The sequence below is a fragment of the Sphingomonas tagetis genome (assembly GCF_024211275.1).
In the GTDB taxonomy this organism is placed as follows: Bacteria; Pseudomonadota; Alphaproteobacteria; order Sphingomonadales; family Sphingomonadaceae; genus Sphingomonas; species Sphingomonas tagetis.
Genome location: NZ_JAMLDX010000020.1, coordinates 16,689 through 33,713, shown reverse-complemented (window position 1 = coordinate 33,713; position 17,025 = coordinate 16,689). Strand labels below are relative to the sequence as shown.

General features: G+C 65.4%; 13 protein-coding genes and 1 tRNA gene. 4 read left to right on the top strand and 10 right to left on the bottom strand.

Annotated elements, in window-relative coordinates; genetic code table 11:
• Positions 1–68: 68 nt before the first annotated feature.
• Complete coding sequence (locus tag M9978_RS19325; protein ID WP_254296122.1) at positions 69–1,199, bottom strand: AlbA family DNA-binding domain-containing protein; 1,131 nt, start codon at positions 1,197–1,199, stop codon at positions 69–71.
• Between the two features lie 179 nt (positions 1,200–1,378).
• Here M9978_RS19325 and M9978_RS19320 point away from each other — a divergent pair, with 179 nt between their 5' ends.
• Together M9978_RS19320 and M9978_RS19315 are read left to right on the top strand one after the other, a co-directional pair.
• Positions 1,379–2,497, top strand: coding sequence for a hypothetical protein (locus tag M9978_RS19320; RefSeq protein ID WP_254296120.1), 1,119 nt, complete (start codon positions 1,379–1,381; stop codon positions 2,495–2,497).
• Positions 2,498–2,573: 76 nt separating this feature from the next.
• A complete protein-coding gene (locus M9978_RS19315; protein WP_254296118.1) occupies positions 2,574–3,491 on the top strand; it encodes a hypothetical protein in 918 nt (305 codons plus the stop codon).
• A 61-nt stretch (positions 3,492–3,552) separates the two neighbouring features.
• Here the strand turns inward: M9978_RS19315 and M9978_RS19310 are convergent, their stop codons facing one another.
• The 3 genes from M9978_RS19310 to M9978_RS19300 form a co-directional block, all read right to left on the bottom strand.
• Positions 3,553–5,229 (bottom strand): hypothetical protein, encoded by a 1,677-nt coding sequence (locus M9978_RS19310; protein WP_254296117.1) that lies wholly within the window; start codon positions 5,227–5,229, stop codon positions 3,553–3,555.
• Between the two features lie 4 nt (positions 5,230–5,233).
• Positions 5,234–7,408, bottom strand: coding sequence for an NACHT domain-containing protein (locus M9978_RS19305; RefSeq protein WP_254296116.1), 2,175 nt, complete (start codon positions 7,406–7,408; stop codon positions 5,234–5,236).
• Positions 7,409–7,767: 359 nt separating this feature from the next.
• Positions 7,768–11,136 carry an SIR2 family protein gene (locus M9978_RS19300; RefSeq protein ID WP_254296212.1) on the bottom strand — a complete coding sequence of 1,123 codons (3,369 nt, stop codon included), beginning with the start codon at positions 11,134–11,136 and terminating at the stop codon, positions 7,768–7,770.
• A 398-nt stretch (positions 11,137–11,534) separates the two neighbouring features.
• On the opposite strand from M9978_RS19300, the gene M9978_RS19295 reads away from it, so the two are divergent.
• A complete protein-coding gene (locus M9978_RS19295; RefSeq protein WP_254296115.1) occupies positions 11,535–12,473 on the top strand; it encodes a hypothetical protein in 939 nt (312 codons plus the stop codon).
• Between the two features lie 2 nt (positions 12,474–12,475).
• A complete protein-coding gene (locus tag M9978_RS19290; RefSeq protein WP_254296114.1) occupies positions 12,476–13,420 on the top strand; it encodes a DUF4238 domain-containing protein in 945 nt (314 codons plus the stop codon).
• Between the two features lie 176 nt (positions 13,421–13,596).
• Here M9978_RS19290 and M9978_RS19285 read toward each other — a convergent pair whose 3' ends face one another.
• The 6 genes from M9978_RS19285 to infA form a co-directional block, all read right to left on the bottom strand.
• Positions 13,597–14,802 (bottom strand): tyrosine-type recombinase/integrase, encoded by a 1,206-nt coding sequence (locus M9978_RS19285; RefSeq protein WP_254296113.1) that lies wholly within the window; start codon positions 14,800–14,802, stop codon positions 13,597–13,599.
• 161 nt (positions 14,803–14,963) lie between these two features.
• A tRNA-Phe gene (locus M9978_RS19280) sits at positions 14,964–15,039 on the bottom strand.
• A gap of 18 nt (positions 15,040–15,057) precedes the next feature.
• The gene (locus M9978_RS19275; protein WP_254296112.1) at positions 15,058–15,252 is read right to left on the bottom strand and encodes a DNA gyrase inhibitor YacG; all 195 of its coding nucleotides are present in this window, start codon (positions 15,250–15,252) and stop codon (positions 15,058–15,060) included.
• On the bottom strand, positions 15,249–16,187 hold the full coding sequence (locus tag M9978_RS19270; protein ID WP_254296111.1) for a ribonuclease: 939 nt from the start codon (positions 16,185–16,187) through the stop codon (positions 15,249–15,251). Before M9978_RS19270 ends, M9978_RS19275 begins: the two co-directional genes overlap by 4 nt.
• On the bottom strand, positions 16,180–16,749 hold the full coding sequence (locus M9978_RS19265; RefSeq protein ID WP_254296110.1) for a Maf family protein: 570 nt from the start codon (positions 16,747–16,749) through the stop codon (positions 16,180–16,182). Before M9978_RS19265 ends, M9978_RS19270 begins: the two co-directional genes overlap by 8 nt.
• 10 nt (positions 16,750–16,759) lie before the next feature.
• Entirely contained in the window at positions 16,760–16,978 is a 219-nt protein-coding gene (gene infA / locus M9978_RS19260) for a translation initiation factor IF-1 (RefSeq protein WP_254296109.1), read from the bottom strand.
• Positions 16,979–17,025: the final 47 nt, after the last annotated feature.

The following is a 17,025-nucleotide window of genomic DNA, read 5'->3' as shown; positions in this document are numbered from 1 at the left end:
GCCCCGGCTCCGCTTTCCCAAGTGGCGCGCCGATCACGTCGATGCGGCGGTTCCCCGACTTGCCGGGATCACTCGGCCGGCGGGCGCTGCTCGCCGAACGCCAGCCAGAACGCGCGCAGGATCGGATTGAGCGCGGGCCGGCTCATCCGCTCGACGGTCAGTGCCGGGAGCGTAACTTCGCTCAGCCATGCCGGCTGTGACATATGCCGGTCCGGCAGGACGAGGTGATGGTTCCTGATGCCGGTGACCGTGACGAGAACGAGCCAGGGGCCCTCGATGCCGAACGGCGCGAGGCGGATCGCGCCCGACAGCGCCGCATCGATCACACCCTCCTCGAAGCGTTGCGGCCACACCACGCGCATCTCGTCGCGGCGCAGCTCGTTGACGACGCCGCCGATCGTCCATGCCATGTCGGTACGGCCCTGCCGGTGCGTCACGGCGTAGGAGCGCACCGCGCCGCGTTCCCCGGGGTTGGTATGCAGGAGCACGCCATCGATCATGCGGATCGCGTCCATGTATCCGCTGGGCTTGTGCGGGGCGAGCGCGTTTTCCGGCGTGATGTCGAGATCGCGTGCGTCGCGAAACACCGTGACCGGGATCAGCGACAGGATCGCTTTTGGCTCATCGCCGAGGAAGATCGGAAGCTCACCGCGCGACGCGCGATCGACAGCGTCGAGATGCAGCGCGCGCAACCGGTTCGGCAACGCCTCGCTCGCGGTGAACGCGTCGCGCAGTTCCTGGGTATCGAGCTCATATTTGCCATTGCTCTTGCGCCCGAAGAAACGGTTGCTGCGCGCAAGAATGACGCGATGCGGTGCGATGGTGCTCGCGGGGATGCGGATCAGCAACGCGCCCCGCCCCTCGGCAAGGTCGATCCAGCGCAGGCGCGCGCCCGGCATGCGCGGTTCGATGCCCGATAGCAGGATTTCCTCCCAGCGCAGGATTTCGCGGTCAGGATCGTCGAGCTCGAGCCCAACCAGCGCGCTGGCGACGCCGCGCTGCTCCTCGATTCCATAGATCAGATCGCCGCCCTGGGCGTTGGCGAAGGAGCTCACATCGGCCAGGAATTCCTTGCGGGCGCTCTCGCTGGTGCCCGGCAAGTCGCGCTTGAACTCGAGCGTGCGGCGCTCCGCGACCTGGTTGGCGACCAGCGCCTCGAGATCGCTCCGCTCGATCGCGTCGAAGTCGCGCGCGATCATGGCGCTGCGAGCTCCGGATCGCGCCGCGCCAGGGTGGCTGCCGGGGCAGCCGGTTGCGTGAGGTAGGGCATGCGCATCGGCCCGGAACCTATCAGCCTATTGCGGTGGGCCAAAAGGGGGTTTGGCGCATCGACTGGCTGCGGGATTTACCGCGCCCTTGCGCTCACTATCTCTGCGGCATGACCGCCGAACCGCATACGATTCAACCGCCGCCGCCAGGCGGCAACCTGTTCGTCTTCCAGGAGGAAGTGCATCCCGATGGCGGCACGCCGCGCAGGATCGCGTTCACCGAGGTCGATATCAGGCCACGGCCCTATGAGGAGCTGGCCGCGGCCCGCCTCCATGAAGGCATCACCATCCCGCTCGACATGTATAACGGCCGGATCGTCGATACCGATATCGCGGACGTCGACACGAGCAACTATGCGCATCTGAAGGCGACACTGGTGAGCCCGCTCAGCGCCCAGGGTATCGGACTGGTCCATGGTGGGTGGCTGCCGTCCACGCTCGCGGCAACCCGAAGCAATGCGGTGGTGCTCCCCGACCGCAATATCGTCACGCAGATCGTCGGGCGGTTCGCGTCGGGCAAACTGACCGGGCGCAAACCCGATTTCCTGGATCTGTTCGAGCGGAGCACGGTCCGCATCAACCCGATGCTCTATGCGCTGGAGGGCAATGGCCGATCCTTGCCTGACCCGGGTCTTGTGCAAAGCCAGCTCGACGAGGCGATCGGTAAGCTCGGCACCGCGCTGCCTTCGGCGACGATAATGACCGGCCCCGGCCCGCTGGCCGGATTACTGGGACTGATCGAGGACATCCGGCCCGGCATGGCGCGCAAGCAGAAATTCTTGCGGCAAATCGCGCCGCGGTTGAGCGCGCAGGTCGCCCGTCGCGATCGGGACGCCCGGTGGAATGAGGTGCTTGCCGCCGCGCGCGACTGCGGCGTGACGAGCGGGGCACTGGTCGTGCTCGCGGCGTTGAGCGTGGTCGTCGATTCCGGTGCGTGCGCGGCGCGGCGGATGCTCAAATTCCATGCGGCCTATAGCGACGCGGACGCCTATAACGCGCTCGCCGATCTCAACGCGCTGGAGCTGCTGCTCTACTGTCTGGCCTATTTTCCTGAGATGCAGACGCAGCTTTGTAACGGCGATCGCAATCTCGCGCTGTTCTGGGTCGGCGCCGGCGCATCCGGCATCGTGCCTGACGGAAACAGCATCAGCTGCACCTTGACACCGCATCCCGCGATCCTGCCCGATCCCTATGCCGAGCGATGGGCGGACGAGGTCGCCGGAACCTAGAGGGAGTGACGGTGCGGGTAGCCGGGGCTTACGCCCCAATCGAAGAGGGCGGGCTCGCGCCAGATCGCGGGCGGGAATGAAGGAGACAGGGATGGCGGCGGCGCTCGATCTTGACACATTGCTCGCCACCCATGCCGGTCATGTCGCGCTGGTGATCGGGAACGGGATCAATCGCCATGGCGGCGCGGCGAGCAACAGCTGGGAGGCGTTGCTGATGAAGATCGCTGCACGCTGCGGCATCCCTTTGCCAAAGGTGCCGCAGGGCACCCAATATACCGAATTCTATGATGTGCTGGGGTTGAGGTCGGCGGGCGCGACCAGCGATCTGGCCGCTGAATTCTGCGAGTTGATGGCAGGCTGGCAGGTGCTCGACCATCACCGCACGGTGGTTGGTTGGGCCAGCCGACATGCGGTGCCCGTGCTGACCACCAATTTCGAGGAGGTGCTGAGCGAAGCGGCGGGCGCCCGGTTTCTCGGAACGGGACTCTCGGGTTTCACGGACTATTACCCCTGGCAGTGCCGCTTCGCGCACGACCTGCATCTCGACCCGTGCGCCGGGTTCGGTATCTGGCATATCAACGGCATGGCGCGCTACAAGCGCAGCGTCCGCCTCGGGCTTTCGGACTATGTCGGGTCGGCGCACCGCGCGCGCGAGATGTTCCACCGCGGCGGCAGCCAGTTGTTTCGCGCGAAGGATCCGGCGCGCTGGGCAGGCGCGCGCACCTGGCTCCATCTCTTTTTCAACAAGCCGTTGCTCTTCCTCGGCCTCGCGCTTGAGGAGAACGAAGTGTTCCTGCGCTGGCTGCTCATCGAGCGCGCGCGCTATTTCCGCAAGTTCCCACGCCGTCGCCAGCCGGCATGGTATGTCTACAAGCCCGAAGCCGGGAATTTGAACGAGGCCGGCAAGCTGTTCTTTCTCCAGGGCGTGGACGTCACTTGCCTGGCCATACGCGATCATGACGCGATCTGGGCCAGTGCGGGATGGACGAGCTGAGTGCGGTGAGCAGCTTCGCGCCAGTGCCCGTGCGGCCGGGCGGCGGTGTATCGGCCGGGCGCTAGGCTGGCAGATCCTGTTCGATACGGACCGCCGCCTCGCGGATTTCGGCTCGCTCGTCCCGTGCAAGTCGCGCGAGCAGTGAACGGACGCGCGCCCGGGGCAGCGCATCGCACCGCAGGATCGCAGATGCGGCAAGCCGCCATTGTGCCGAGGGATCGTCGAGACGCCGCACGATCGCTTCGATTGTGTCCGCGTCGAGCGGCACGCTGGCGGACAGAAGCTCGCGGGTGAGGTGGGGGCCGAGCGTGCCGTCGTCGATGCCGGCGCCGAGCTGCCGGACGAGGGCGGGATCCTGCGCGGCGCGCGCCATCAGCTGTTCCTTGGCCGACTTGCTGACATCGTGGCGATAATCGGCGGCGGCTTCAATGAGCTGGTCGTCGCTGACCGCCTCCCTGGCTAGCAACGCATCGAACACGGGCGTGCGCGGCGTATCGGGGATGGCGCCGCCGGCATCGTTGCGCGGTTCATGGGTCTGCCAATGCCGATAGCCCCGCCACAGCATATCGGGATCGACCGCGGCGCCCGCCTTTGCCCTGCCGAGGATGTACTTCGCCGCCGCATTGGCGGTCCATTGGGATTCGCCGAGCAAGCGGCGCTCGGCGACGGCGGCGACGCGCTCGGTCCAGGGCGTCGCGGTCGACGCCAGATGATGAAAGAGATGCCGCATGCCGGCGACATGCGGACCTTCGAGGCGGTCGAGCAGGAGCGTGCTGCCGGCTGGTTCGCCCAATTGTAACGCCAGATAGCCTGCCGATGCGAGGGCGAGGCCGGATTTGGTGGCCAGCATTCCTGCAATGTGCTCCGAACCGGTTCCGGCGCGGGCGAGGATTTCGGTGGCGACCGACATGACCCAGACGGCCCCATGTTCAACGGCGCGCTCGACCAGCGCGAGGTCGGGCGAGGCCTCGGCAAGCCGCTCCCACCGTGGATCGTCGACATCGACCAGATGAATGTCCGAGAGCGCCCAGAAGAAGGTCGATCTCCGCTCATCGTTCAGTTTGCGGCGGATCGTTGCGACCTCGCGCGCAAGCCGCACGCGATCGATGTCCGAGAGGACAATGACCACGCGCAGGATCTCGGCCACGGCCTCGCGCGGATAGGATTTGTCCCAGGACCAGACCTCGCCGTCGGACTCCCAATAGCCGATGATCTGGATAAGCGCGGAGAGCTGAAGCAGGGGATGTCGGTTGACGTCGAGGGGTTCGGCGGGCGTCCCGTCCATATCCATGCCGATCGCGCTCGCGATGGCGTCCATCAAACCGTGCATCGCCCTGGTCTCGGCCTGGCCATATTCGCTGTCGCGCCGCATCATGTCCGACAGCGAGCCCGCGCGGCGCTTGGGCCAGGTCGGCGTGATCCCGAAGGGTGCGACGAGATCGGTGACGTCCTGCAGGAACCTGACCGTTGCCGAATTGCCGTCCGCGGTCAGCAGACTGACATGCGCCTCGACTTCGGTTTTGCTGAGGCGCGTGACCAAGAGCTTGAGATTGGTCAGCGCCATGCGCCGCGCGAGGTCGAACCGGTCCGAGCGCATCAGCCGGATGCCGCCCATGATCGAGGTTCGAACGCCGGAGCCTTCGCGTTCGAGCATCGCCACCGCGTGCTGCGCGGCGCGGTCGGGGTCGTGATAGCGGGGACCGGCGTCAACCGCGCAGGCCCAGGCGATTTGCCGCAATTCCTCATCCGCAGCATCGAGCCGCTCGGCGGCTTTTGGACCGATAACCTCGGGATGGCGCCGCAAATGTTACCAGCGCGTCGGCGATCTTCATGGGCTCGCGCTGCCCCTGTTCGAGCGCGGCGAAGGCGGTTTCGCCCAGGCGCTCGGCGGTATCGCTTGGAAGATCGACGGCGGGATCGGCGGCAATCGTCACCGCCCGCGCCAGCGCGCCTTCGCCAAGCAGCGCATCGACGACGCTGGTACCCAGACCGAGGCCGGCGGCGAAGCTCAGCACCTCGGCCCATTCGGCTGAGGGTGCGATTTCCCGCAGCGCGCCCGCCCGTGCGTCATCGTCCATCTCGGCCAGGTGACGCGCCGCGGCAAATTCGCCGAAACTCTTATGCACGAAGGCGAGGAGCGGCATGCGGCGGTGATGGATCCGCTCGATCACGCCGATCTGTTCCCAGAACTGCATGGCGTCGCGCACCTGCCGTGAAGCAGCAAGCGGCGTCGTCCCGAGCAGCGCGGCGATGTCCGCGGTCACGCGCTTGATGATGGCATCATATCCGCCGAGCGGTTCGGCCGTGACCCGCCAGCCAAGCCGGTCGAGCACCGCCTGCGCCAGTGCCAGATCGACCGCATGACGCGTCGCCTGAACGGAGGCACTGCGCTCGACCGATGAGAACAGCTGCTGGAAGAGCTGGGTTCGCGACCCGCCGAGCGGTTCGCCGCGCACGATGAGCGAGGCCGCCATGCCCAGCAATTGCGGATCGGTCCCGATCGCGTTCGCCGGCCCGTCGCGGCGGAATGCCGCCCTGGCGGCGTCATCGCCGTCCGCCTTGAGCGGACTGCCCTCCGGTGCGATCGCCTCGATCAGCCGGCCGACATGCGCGGTCGCGCTGCTGCTGTCGGGCCGGACCGGTTCGTAATGCGGCCAGGCCGCCAGCGACACGGTCTCATAGCCGATCGGCCGGGTGGTCACGATGATGCGGCATTGAGGATGGCCGGCGGCAAAGCGGCTCAGCCCGTCGGCCACATCGTCCTGCCCGCCACCGCATTCATCGAGACCATCGGCCAGCAAGACCCAACCGTCGCCGCCCACATCGGGCAGGTCGCCAGGGTCGATCCCCGAGCCGTCGAGACCGTGGCGGACGATGCTGGCCGCGAACGTCTCGCCCGCCGCGAGCGAGGCCGCGACCTTGCGCAGCTGGACCTTGAGCACCGGATAGCCATCATCGCTATAACGTTGCGCTTGCCGCCGAAGCAGCGTCGATTTGCCAAGGCCCGGACCGGCGACGATGACCGCCCTGCGCCTGAACCTGCCGACGAACTCGGCATCATAGGTCCGCTCGCGCTCCTGTCCGCTGCCTTGCGGTTCGAGGCCGCGATAGCGCGCAATCGCGGCCGCCGGATCGGCCGGCATCGCCGTCGCATCGATCTGCCGCGCGCTGAGCGCGTTCCAGGCATCGTCGAGCGGGATCGGCCGGTCCGCGCCGAAAACCATGAAGTCCTGATTGGCGCCGTTGACCCAGGCGATCAGTTTCGCGACCGCGCCGCCGGGCGAGCCGGCCGGCGCCAGCGGCACGCCCGCTGCCATGAGCAGCCGGACGACGGCCAGCAAATCCCAGCGGCCCTTGCGCGCGATCAGCGCATGGGCGCCTTCGAGCAGCACATGCCAGGCTTGATCGGCGGCGGCTGCGCTGCCGCAATGCCGCGCGAGCGCGGCCTTGGCGGCGCGGACCGCATCGACATTGCCGTCGGTCGCGGTGACCGTCTGAATCCGGAGCGCGCGCGAGATAGCGACGGGGTCGAAACCCTGCGCCTCGAGCCTTGCGATCCACTTGTGGCCAACCTCAAAAAGCCGGTCGGTCCGGCCGCTGCCGATCAAGCGCAAGTCGCGCTCGAGCCTATGCCGCACGGTCTGGCTGCTGTCGGGCGAGACCGCCAGGATACCGAACGCAATCTGTCCCGCGTTCAGGCCGCGCGCCAGATCAAGCAGCGCGTCCCAGAGCTTGTCGTCCGCGCGCAGCCCGCTTTTTGCCTGAATCTCGACCGTGGAGGCGGCGAGCTCGAGACGGACATCATCGCCGGGTCCGCCGCTCTCCGCCCAGATCGCCAGCGGGGCGTCATGGGCGAGCTCGTCGAGCCATCCGACCGGACTGCCGTCGAGCAAATGAACGGCGGCGATGGCGGTCACGGCCGCCTGAAAATTGAGGCCGGACGCCGGCGCGGCCCCCCGCGCGTGATTGCTGGCCTTCTCGCCCTGTACTGGGGCCTCAGCCTTATGTTTGTTAGATCGAGTCATGCGAAACCGTCTTAGGCGTGCATGATCAAGACCGCGAGATTCGAGGGTGACGGCGTGCGCCCTTGCCCGCTCAGCGATAGGCGGAACTGACGAAGATCGCCGACGCGGCCTTGGAAGTCCGCGCCAACTGTCAAAGCGCGATCACGAGCCCTCGCTCGCCAATAGGCTGCCTCGCGCCTTATAGGCAGTCATTCAACGAGTTGGCAGCGCTGCCCGGAAGCGGCCGTTCAATATCGTCAATAAGGCTCGCGTCAGTCGTACCGTACTGCGCGTTGCTCCAGCCATTGTAGGCGGCGGTCCAGCTCGATTGCAGGAAGTGCCGCGACAAGGCGGTCGAGGATTTTTGGGACGCCATAGAGATCGCCGCTACTGCCGGGCCCGAATAGCTTCCAGAGGATGACGAGCGTCTCGCGCGGAAAGCGCTCCGGCACCGCTGATTTCTCGATCGCGTAAGTACTCCCGCCACCTTCGATAACCGAAAGATAGGGCAACAGCTGGGCCAGCGCCTCAGGAAAGGCGTCCCCGGTGCTGACCGCCAGGTCCGCAAAGTGACGGCTAAGTTCACGGTCCGCCAGGCTGCGCTCGCGGGGCCATACCGCCACCAAGAGCGGGCCTATTCCGTTGCGCCAGCCCGCTTCGGGACTGCCCGCGAGCTGATGGATCCACTGTCCGAGCAGTTCGGCGGCACCTTCACGTAGCGCCGGCGGGCCGGTGCGCAATGCGCGCGCCGCATCTGCGGTGCTTAGACCCCAATGCTCGAGGGTCCCTTCACCGCGCAACACCGACAGCGGGGGCGCTAGGATTTTGGCAGCCGCCGCGGTCGCGTCATGTCCTCGCGCCGCGAGTTCGTGCACCCCTTGCAGAATGGAGCGAGGAAAGGCGCGCGATGCAGCAGCGGACAAGCGCGTGTCGCTAACCAACACTGCCCGCAGCGCCCGCGCCTCGTCGCCTTCCCCTTCCATCGCGACGCCGAGGATCGGTTCGACTTGCTGACCTTCGATAGTCGTCACGAAGCCCGCGGCATGAATCAGCGCGGCACGTGCGAACGCGCCCTGCCTGCCCTCCGCGCCAGCGGCATTGGTCATAGCATCGATCAGCGCAGGCGGCACCGGCTCTTCGTTTTGCCGGAAGTGCTCGATGTCGAGGAGCAGAGCCTCGGTGAGCCGGCCCGCCGCGGAATTGATCGTATCGCTATAGAGGTCGCGCGTCGACTCGAGCGGCTCCTGATCGTGCGCGACCGCGTTGGCGAGCAGCCGCGGCAGCCATGCCGCGATCGCCGGTTCCTGTCGGCGCGGAGCGCTCCAATAGAGATTGGCAAGTGGATATGCGATCAGCTCGAGAAAGGGATCTTCTGCGGGCTCAAGCGTAACGAAAACGCGTACAACCAGGTCGCGCCGTGTCGCATCGCGCTCGCCTTCCGGAAAGGACAACGCCGAAATCAGATCGGCCCATAGCGGCGCATTGGCCGCCTCCAGCGGAGCACGGCTCAGCGTATCGAACGCGCCGCTCGGATCGGTGCGGCAGAACATGCTCCAGCCCTGCTGCTTTTCGATATCGGGACTGCGCAAGACGTCGCGCGCGACCTGCAGCCGTTCATCGTCCGCCGCTTCGATGATCGGCGTAACGTCGCCCACCACGGTGCGGACGCCCGACGAATAGGAGCCGAAAAAGTCCTGGTCTTGAACCGCACGGTCGAGATAGTCGCGGCGCGCGACGATGGCGGCGAGTTCGCCGGAGCCATCATCCGAGAGCATGCCGGCTTCCGCCAGCATGTTCAGCCGCAGCCATACTTCGGCATCTCGTGCATGCGCACGCCAGTCGGGCTGGCCGTCCTCGATCGTGTATCGCGCGTAATATTCGGCGCCCTCGCTCAAGATCCGGTGCTCGATTGCGTGCACCAGCGCCGGAGCCGCTTTCGCGGCGCGATCGCGCAGCACCAGCACCAGTTCGCGACGCACATGCCAGAACGTGTCCCGCGGCAGCGTCTGCAGCCCCGCCATCGCCTCGTCAGCGGTGTAGAGCGCCTCGCTGCGGAGCGCATGCAGCCACAGCCGGATGCCGAGCATGCCGGGGATCTGCCACCACAGGTCGGTGAAGAGGCGGGTTTGCGGCTGGTCGGCTTCGGCCGCGGCCGGCAGAATTTGCGCAAGCAGCGATACGAGAAACACCGGCCCGTCATGATGATCATTCTGCTCGTGCGGTTCGACCGAGGGCACCGAAAAATCGCTGGTGTCATAGTCGTCTACAATCATGCCGGCATCGAGGGACAAGCCGGCGATTGCTTGCAGTTTGGCGGTAGCGGTTCCGAGGATGGCGAGCGGCTGCGGCACCGCGACAAGCGCCGCAAGCAGCTCAGGTGCTCCTCCCCGATCATCGACGCTCAACCGCGCCCAGGTGAGGTCGGCGAGCCGCCGGGGCGGATCGGGTGCTGGCTCGCCATACATATCGTCGCGATTTGCGCTCAGGGTGAGTACCGGGCTGAGAAGGTCGATCGCCTTGTGCAGATCCGCGTTGAGCACAACGCTGCCGGCGAGCGTCTGCTGGACCGTGTAGGCGCGGTCTTCCCAGGTGGCACCGCGATGCGGCCGGCTCACTACCAGCAGCCGCCAGGCACGAAGCCATAGTTCGTCGAGACCTTTGGTCTGCCGGAGCTGCTGGGCGATATCGTCGGCGAAAGGCTTGCCCAGCCGCTCGAGCCATTTAAGGGCCAGCCGGAATCGCGCGGCCGACGCGAATTCCCGGCCGATCCAGCGTGCGACGATCCAGGTCGCGTCGCGCTCGGTCCAAAGCGAGCGGTCCGAGAGAAAATCCAGCCAGGCCGGATCGGTGACGGTTCGGATGACCACGTCGTAGAGATCGCGACGGCCCGAAACCAGCCAGGCGAGATGTTCGAGTTCCGCCGGTTCGGCATCTGCGAAGCGCTTGGCGAGGATGACCTGCGCCCATTCGCGGCGCGTCGCCTTGGGGCGCTCGACCAGCCGCGCCAGCATATCGAGATCACGCCACAGGATGGCGTGCGTCTTGCGCTCTGTCTCTGCGTCGAATTCATACGCGTAGGGAATCGGCGTGACCGCCAGCGCTTCCCAGCGCATGTCGGCTCCCTCGACGCCGTCCTCGGCATCGACGGCATCGAGTGCATAAACCGGGCGCAAGTCGGGAAAGCGCTGCCGGTCGGCTTCGAGCACGTTGAGAAAATAGCGCACCGGCGCGTCGCCCGCGCTGTAGCCGACGAGCACGATCGTGCGACACCGGCAGAGATCGAACAGGAACCGCGATGCCCAGCCCGAACGCATATAAGCGTCGCCATAATCGGCGCTGGTGACGACCAGCGGCGTCTCCTCGAGCTCGATCGCCTGGTCGGCGATGCGGCCATGTATATGAATGATGCCCCCGAACCCCGCCGCGCCCGGCGGCGGGAGATCCTGCCCGGCAAAGCTCAGCGCGCGAACGGTAGGGGCATCCTCGGTCTGTAGAAATGCCCGCTCGATCAGCGTGTCGAAATTGGTGGTCACGATCGCCGGGCGGTTTTCGAGATCGCGCGAAAGACGCAGAATGGTCGTATGATGGCTGAGATCAACCTCGGCAGGCGGTTGCAACAGCGCCACCACGGATCGCACCATTTCACCGGGATCGACGATGCGCCGGCTGAGCGAGCCGAGCGCTTCCTCAAATCGGCCTTCGGTGAAGGACAGGCGTTCAGACGGTGTCATCTCGAGGTTGAGCGCGGCAAAACACTGTTCGACCAAACCGGCAAATCCCGGCAGCTGCGGCGCACTTACGCCCGCTCCGCAAAGGAATACGACATCGCCGGTGAGCAGCGCATCGACCAGCTGCTCAGGGAATGCCGGTCCCTGCGGCGAGAAGCGCAGGCTCATCCAGTATGCCGCCCGTACGCACCTGGTGCGAGGCCAGATTGGCTGGATTGTCCGGAAGGCGGGGTCGTGTACATTAAGCGAACATCGAGCAAGCCCGGCGCCGTGTCCAGAGCGTGCGGCCAATTCCGAATTCTGGAGGAAGATTGCCCAACGTCACGGTCAGACCGGTCCATTTCGAAGACTTTAGCGGACAGGAGTTCGAGCGGCTGGTGTTCGGCTACCATCTTTGGGCCGACTGGAGTGACCTTGCCTGGTATGGCCAGACCGGCAGCGACATGGGCCGCGACATCATCGGGATCGAACCGATCGACGAAACGTCAGGGCGCCGGACTGTGATCCAGTGCGCCAACCGCGACGACCTCCCGGTCGCCAAAGCGAAGCGCGATATGAAGGGCGCAGCCAACGCGCCAACGGGAGTCCCGGAAGCGTTCAAATTCGTCTGCCGCGGCGCGGTTTCAGCGCGTCGTCGTGACGCGATCGCAAAGGCCGCGAAGGCACTCAAGATTGGCCATGTCACGATCTGGTCGGGTGCCGAGTTCGAGGAGCATTTGCGCCTTCGCGCCGAATTCCTGCTTCGCCGTTTTGTGGACGGCGTGCCCTTCCCCGATGACGGGGCCGGCCTGCAAGCCTTCTTCAGCACGTTCGCCGATATAGGCGATGCCGAAGTGCTGGCACAAATGGCGATGCCGTTCGAGCGGCCTGCGTTCTGGACGCCTTTCCATGCGGAGAGCAATCTGGGGGCATTCCGCCAAGCGATCGAAGATACGATCGGCGCGCTCAGCACGGGTATCTGGAGATCACGCGACGGCGAGCTGATTCGCCGCATCCCGTCGATTCGAGACATTCGCGATACCGGAACGCGCAAGGCGTTCGAGGGCATTGTCCGCAGCCTCGATAATATGCGGCAATTGTTCAAACGGCGCATGCAGGACGGATCGATCGAGCATTGCCAATGCGGCGATCCGAACTGCCCTACCTTCATCCTTCATGGCGATGTCGGAACAGAGCTCGACCACGCACGCACCGCCATTCTCGACCGCGTGCGGGCCGTCATACCCAATTTCCACATTCGGGTGGAATAGCCTTGGCGCCTTCGAACCCGCCGCGCGACCATCATTATATTCCGCAGTTCATGCTGCGCGAATGGGCAGTCGATGCCGGGAAGTTATGGCGCTACTCCAAGCCCGTGCCGAACAAATTTGCCGCCAAGCGGGTATCGACTGGGGCAATCGGGTTCGAGCCCTTTTTGTACGAGGTGCCCGGCGAAACGCCGGACAAGGCACAGCAGGTCGAGAGCCGGTTCATGTCGAGCGTCGATCAATCCGCCGCCAAGGCGCATCAGATCCTGCTCGGAAATAAGGACTGGAGCTGGACCTCGATTACGCGGAGCGGCTGGAGTCGCTTCATCCTATCCTTGTGGATACGCACCCCTGCGAGCGTTCAGGCCTACAAGGCAGCAATCGCCTCGCTTTGGGGCACGACAGCGCCGGAGATTGCCGCCAAATATGCCGAATTGCGCAAGCCCGAAGACCCCGAGCGCTTTGAGGATCATATGATCGCTCGCGACCCGCGCATCGTCGAGAAGGTAGCGATGTACCTGCTCCAAAAGAGCATCGATCACGCCAAGGTCGGCGAGCGCATCAACAATATGAAGTGGACGACGCTCACGCTTGCCGACGCACCGATCGATTTCCTGGTCAGCGACAGCCCGGTGATGTCGACCAACGGGCTTGCGGGGAAGGACGCCCATATCGTCATGCCGGTCAGTCCGCGCCGGGCGTTCATTGCGTTCAACCACGATTCCACGTTCGAGACTCTGCAGCGGGTGCGGGAACTGGACTTCGTCAAGCACAGCAACAAGCTGGTCGTGCAGCGCGCCAGGCATTTCGTTGGCGCGACCCGGGATGATCAACGGGCGTTCGTCGCGAAACATATCGGAACGGCGCCTGTCCCTACAATCACCGAACTCATCGCTCACAAATATGCCGAGGACGCAGCGGCGCTAGAAACAGCTATCTCGGGAAGTTAGGTTCGTGGGCTTTGTCCGGTGTCGAGACGAGCGTCCACGCGAGCTGGCGCTGTCCGGTTTTATTTGGGTGCAATCCAAAGTCGAACTGTCGGCCCAAGTCCGGAAATAGGAAACTCTTCCCAAAAGGGGCCATCGGCAGAATGTGCGATCTCCACCACGCTCGGCCTATTCAGCAGCTAACTACGCGATTGCCTGTTCCCGGCTCGCTTGAGCTTGTCGAGATGGTCTGACCAAAACTGCATCATCCGAACGCGTTCATTCCAATGTTCACCGCGGAGGTAAGCCCGCCGCACGTCGTTGTTCTCGACGTGCGCCAGTTGCCGCTCGATAGCATCGGGATGCCACTTCCGCGTCTCATTCAAAATGCTGCTCGCCATCGCGCGGAAGCCATGACCGGTCATCTCGTCCTTGTCATAGCCAAGGCGGCGTAACGCCGCATTGATCGTGTTGTCGGAGATCGAACGCTCGTCGGATCGGACGCTAGGGAACAGAAACTTCGTTTTACCGCTAAGAGGCCGAAGCTCGTCAATCAGGCGCAGCACCTGCCGAGACAGCGGTACTCGATGAGGCCGTCCCATCTTCATTTTTGACCCTGGGATCGTCCAGACCTTCTCGGTCAGATCAAACTCACACCATTCTGCTGACCTCAGTTCGCCAGGGCGGACGAACACATGCGGCGCAATTCGCAGTGCGATCGCAACAGCCGGCTGCCCCTCATAATCGTCGATGGCCCGAAGCAGCGGTCCGACCTTGCGCGGGTCAACGATCGCGGCATGGTGCTTTACCTTCGGCGTAATGAGCGCCCCCTGCAGGTCCGCAGTCACGTCACGGTCGGCCCGGCCAGTCGCGATGGCATAGCGAATCACGCTGCCGCAGGTGCTGCGCAATCGGCGCGCAGTTTCGTATCGTCCCCGCACCTCCACTGTTCGAAGGACGGTCAGAATTTCCGGCGCAGTAATCTCGCTGACCGGTCGGCTACCGATCAAAGGCTCGGCGAAGGCGAGCAGCCACCGGACCTTTTCCAGCGTCTTGGACGCGCGCCCTTCGGCCTCGATCTTTTGCACCCACTCATCGGCCACGCTCTTGAACGAATCGTTGGCGGAGATTCGCCCCACGCCCCGGGTCAGCTTTTTGAAGCTTGAAGGGTTCACACCTTTGTCGAGCAGCTTGCGAGCGTTTGCTCGCTTCTCACGCGCTTCCTTGAGAGAAACAGTTGGATAGACGCCCAACGCCAGCGTGCCGCGCTTCTCGTCATGACGGTAGTCCATCCGCCAGTATCTGCCGCCGTTCGGTTGGACGAGCAGATAGAGCCCGTGCATGTCGCTGACCTTAAAGGCCTTTTCACCGGGCTTGATTCTACGAACGGCCGCATCGGTAAGCATGACGGTATCTGCTCCGCTTCTCGCGATTTGATACCGTCAATATACCGTCAAATGCTCCGGCTTCCAATGGATCGGTCCGGATTTTGAAGGTGCAGATACCGTCAAAAACGGCAGAAAACTGCCGCTTTTTGCGGGGTGGTGGATGCTGGCGGATGGGGTGATGGTGCCCGGGGACGGAGTCGAACCGCCGACACTGCGATTTTCAGTCGCATGCTCTACCAACTGAGCTACCCGGGCATCAGTGGAGCGGCGCTCTTAGTCGCGGGTTTCATCCCTGTCCAGCCCGCTTCGCGCGCCTTCCAGATCATCGGGGTCGATCGCCGCGCCCGGCATGCGATAGCCTTCGCCGAGCCATTGCAGCAGGTCGCGGTCCTTGCAGCCGCGGCTGCAAAAGGGCTTGAACGCCGGGTCGGCCGGCTCGCCGCAGATCGGGCAGTCTTGGCGTTTCACATCTGCTCCACAAATTGCGTGCGCCCGCCGGTGCGGCGGTGCAGTTCGGCTAGCCAGCCGGACTCGCGCGCCAGCCGCCGCAGCAGCGCGCCGGGCAGCATATGGGTATCGGGCGCGGGCGGGGGAAGGCGCTCGAGCCGGCGCAGTTCGGCGCGCAGCGCGGCGCCCGCCGGGTCGGCAGCGAACAGCTCGGGAAGCGACATGCGACTGCGCCGCCGCACGATCTGGAGGAAGCCGAAGCCATTCATCGCGGTGCGCTCGAACGGCTGCGGCAGCGCGGCGTCAATCGCCTCGGCGACGGCGTTGCGCTCGGCCTTGTTGGCGAGCGTCGGGAAATCGATGCCGACCGAGCCGGCGATGCCGAGCCGTTCCATCGCGCCCGCGACGGCATGCGCGGCGTCGATCGCGAGCGGGCCGAGTGGCGCGGGACCGTCGACGTCGAACAGGAACATCGCCGGGGTCAGCGCCAGCCGCAATGCGCCGGTGGGAAAGCCGATCTCGCCGGTGCGGGCTTCCTCCAGCACCTCGGACCAGCCGGCATCTTCGAGCGCATCGGGCTCGTGCGCGCGCAGCTGACGCACGGGCAAGCCGCTGGCGGTGATGCGCGCCAGCAGATCCGGGCCGGGGACTGGCGCCGCGTCGAGCGCCGGCACGGCCTTGGCGAGCTTGGCGCGGCGGCGCTCGAAGACCGGCTCGCGGACGATCCGCACGATGAAGGATGCGCCCTGTGTCACGCGCGGCGGGAGCGGATCGCACAGCGCCTCCTCGCCGCTGACGAGTTGGACCTTGCCGGTCGATTTGTCGATCAGCCTGGCGCTGGCGATGGTGCCCGTGCGCAAACCGGGCAGCTCGATCCGCGCCTTGCGGATCGTGCCGCGCGCGACCAGAGCGGCCCGGTTCTCGCCGATCCCGGCTTCGTAGAGCCACTCAGCCAAGCTGATATCCGGCGCTTTCGAGCAGCGCGCGGGTCTCGAACACCGGCAGCCCGACGACGCCCGAATGACTGCCCGAGAGGAAGCGGACGAATGCCTCGGCGCGGCCCTGAATGGCATAGCCGCCAGCCTTGCCCATGCCTTCGCCGCTCGCGACATGCAGGTCGATCTCGGCCTCGGTCAGCCGCTTGAACGCGACGACGGTATCGCTGAGCCGCAGTCGCGCCTTGCCGTCGAGGCCGATCAGACAGACCGCGGACAGGCAGCGATGCCGCCGTCCCGACAGCAGCGCCAGCATCCGCCGCAGATCGGCCTCGTCATCGGGCTTGCCGAGGATGCGGCGGCCAACCGCGATCGTCGTGTCGCCGGCCAATATGATTTCGTCATCGGCGCGCTCGACCGCCTGCGCCTTGCCGAGTGCGATGCGCTGGACATAGACGCGCGGCAGCTCGCCTTTGCGCGGGGCCTCGTCGATTTCAGGCGCGGCGATGCGATCGGGCGTGACGCCGATCCGCGCCAGCAGATCGCGGCGGCGCGGCGAAGTGGAGGCAAGGACGAGCCGCATGGCCCGGCCGTTACTTGAAGCGATAGGTGATGCGGCCCTTGGTCAGATCGTAGGGCGTGAGTTCGACGAGCACCTCGTCGCCCACCAGCACCCGGATGCGGTTCTTGCGCATCTTGCCGGCGGTGTGGCCGAGAATCTCGTGCTCATTCTCGAGCCGGACGCGGAACATCGCGTTGGGGAGGAGCTCCACCACGCGGCCGCGCATTTCAAGCAGTTCTTCCTTGGCCAAACAAACCTCTTGGTACGTATCGTAAAATTGACGCGGTGCCTTACGCT

What these genes read in the sequence shown, in the direction of transcription:
- M9978_RS19325 (WP_254296122.1), bottom strand. Translation starts at nt 1,199, where the DNA reads ATGATCGCGCGCGACTTCGACGCGATCGAGCGGAGCGATCTCGAGGCG.
- M9978_RS19320 (WP_254296120.1), top strand. Translation starts at nt 1,379, where the DNA reads ATGACCGCCGAACCGCATACGATTCAACCGCCGCCGCCAGGCGGCAAC.
- M9978_RS19300 (WP_254296212.1), bottom strand. Translation starts at nt 11,136, where the DNA reads ATGGTGCGATCCGTGGTGGCGCTGTTGCAACCGCCTGCCGAGGTTGAT.
- M9978_RS19315 (WP_254296118.1), top strand. Translation starts at nt 2,574, where the DNA reads ATGAAGGAGACAGGGATGGCGGCGGCGCTCGATCTTGACACATTGCTC.
- M9978_RS19265 (WP_254296110.1), bottom strand. Translation starts at nt 16,749, where the DNA reads ATGCGGCTCGTCCTTGCCTCCACTTCGCCGCGCCGCCGCGATCTGCTG.
- M9978_RS19285 (WP_254296113.1), bottom strand. Translation starts at nt 14,802, where the DNA reads ATGCTTACCGATGCGGCCGTTCGTAGAATCAAGCCCGGTGAAAAGGCC.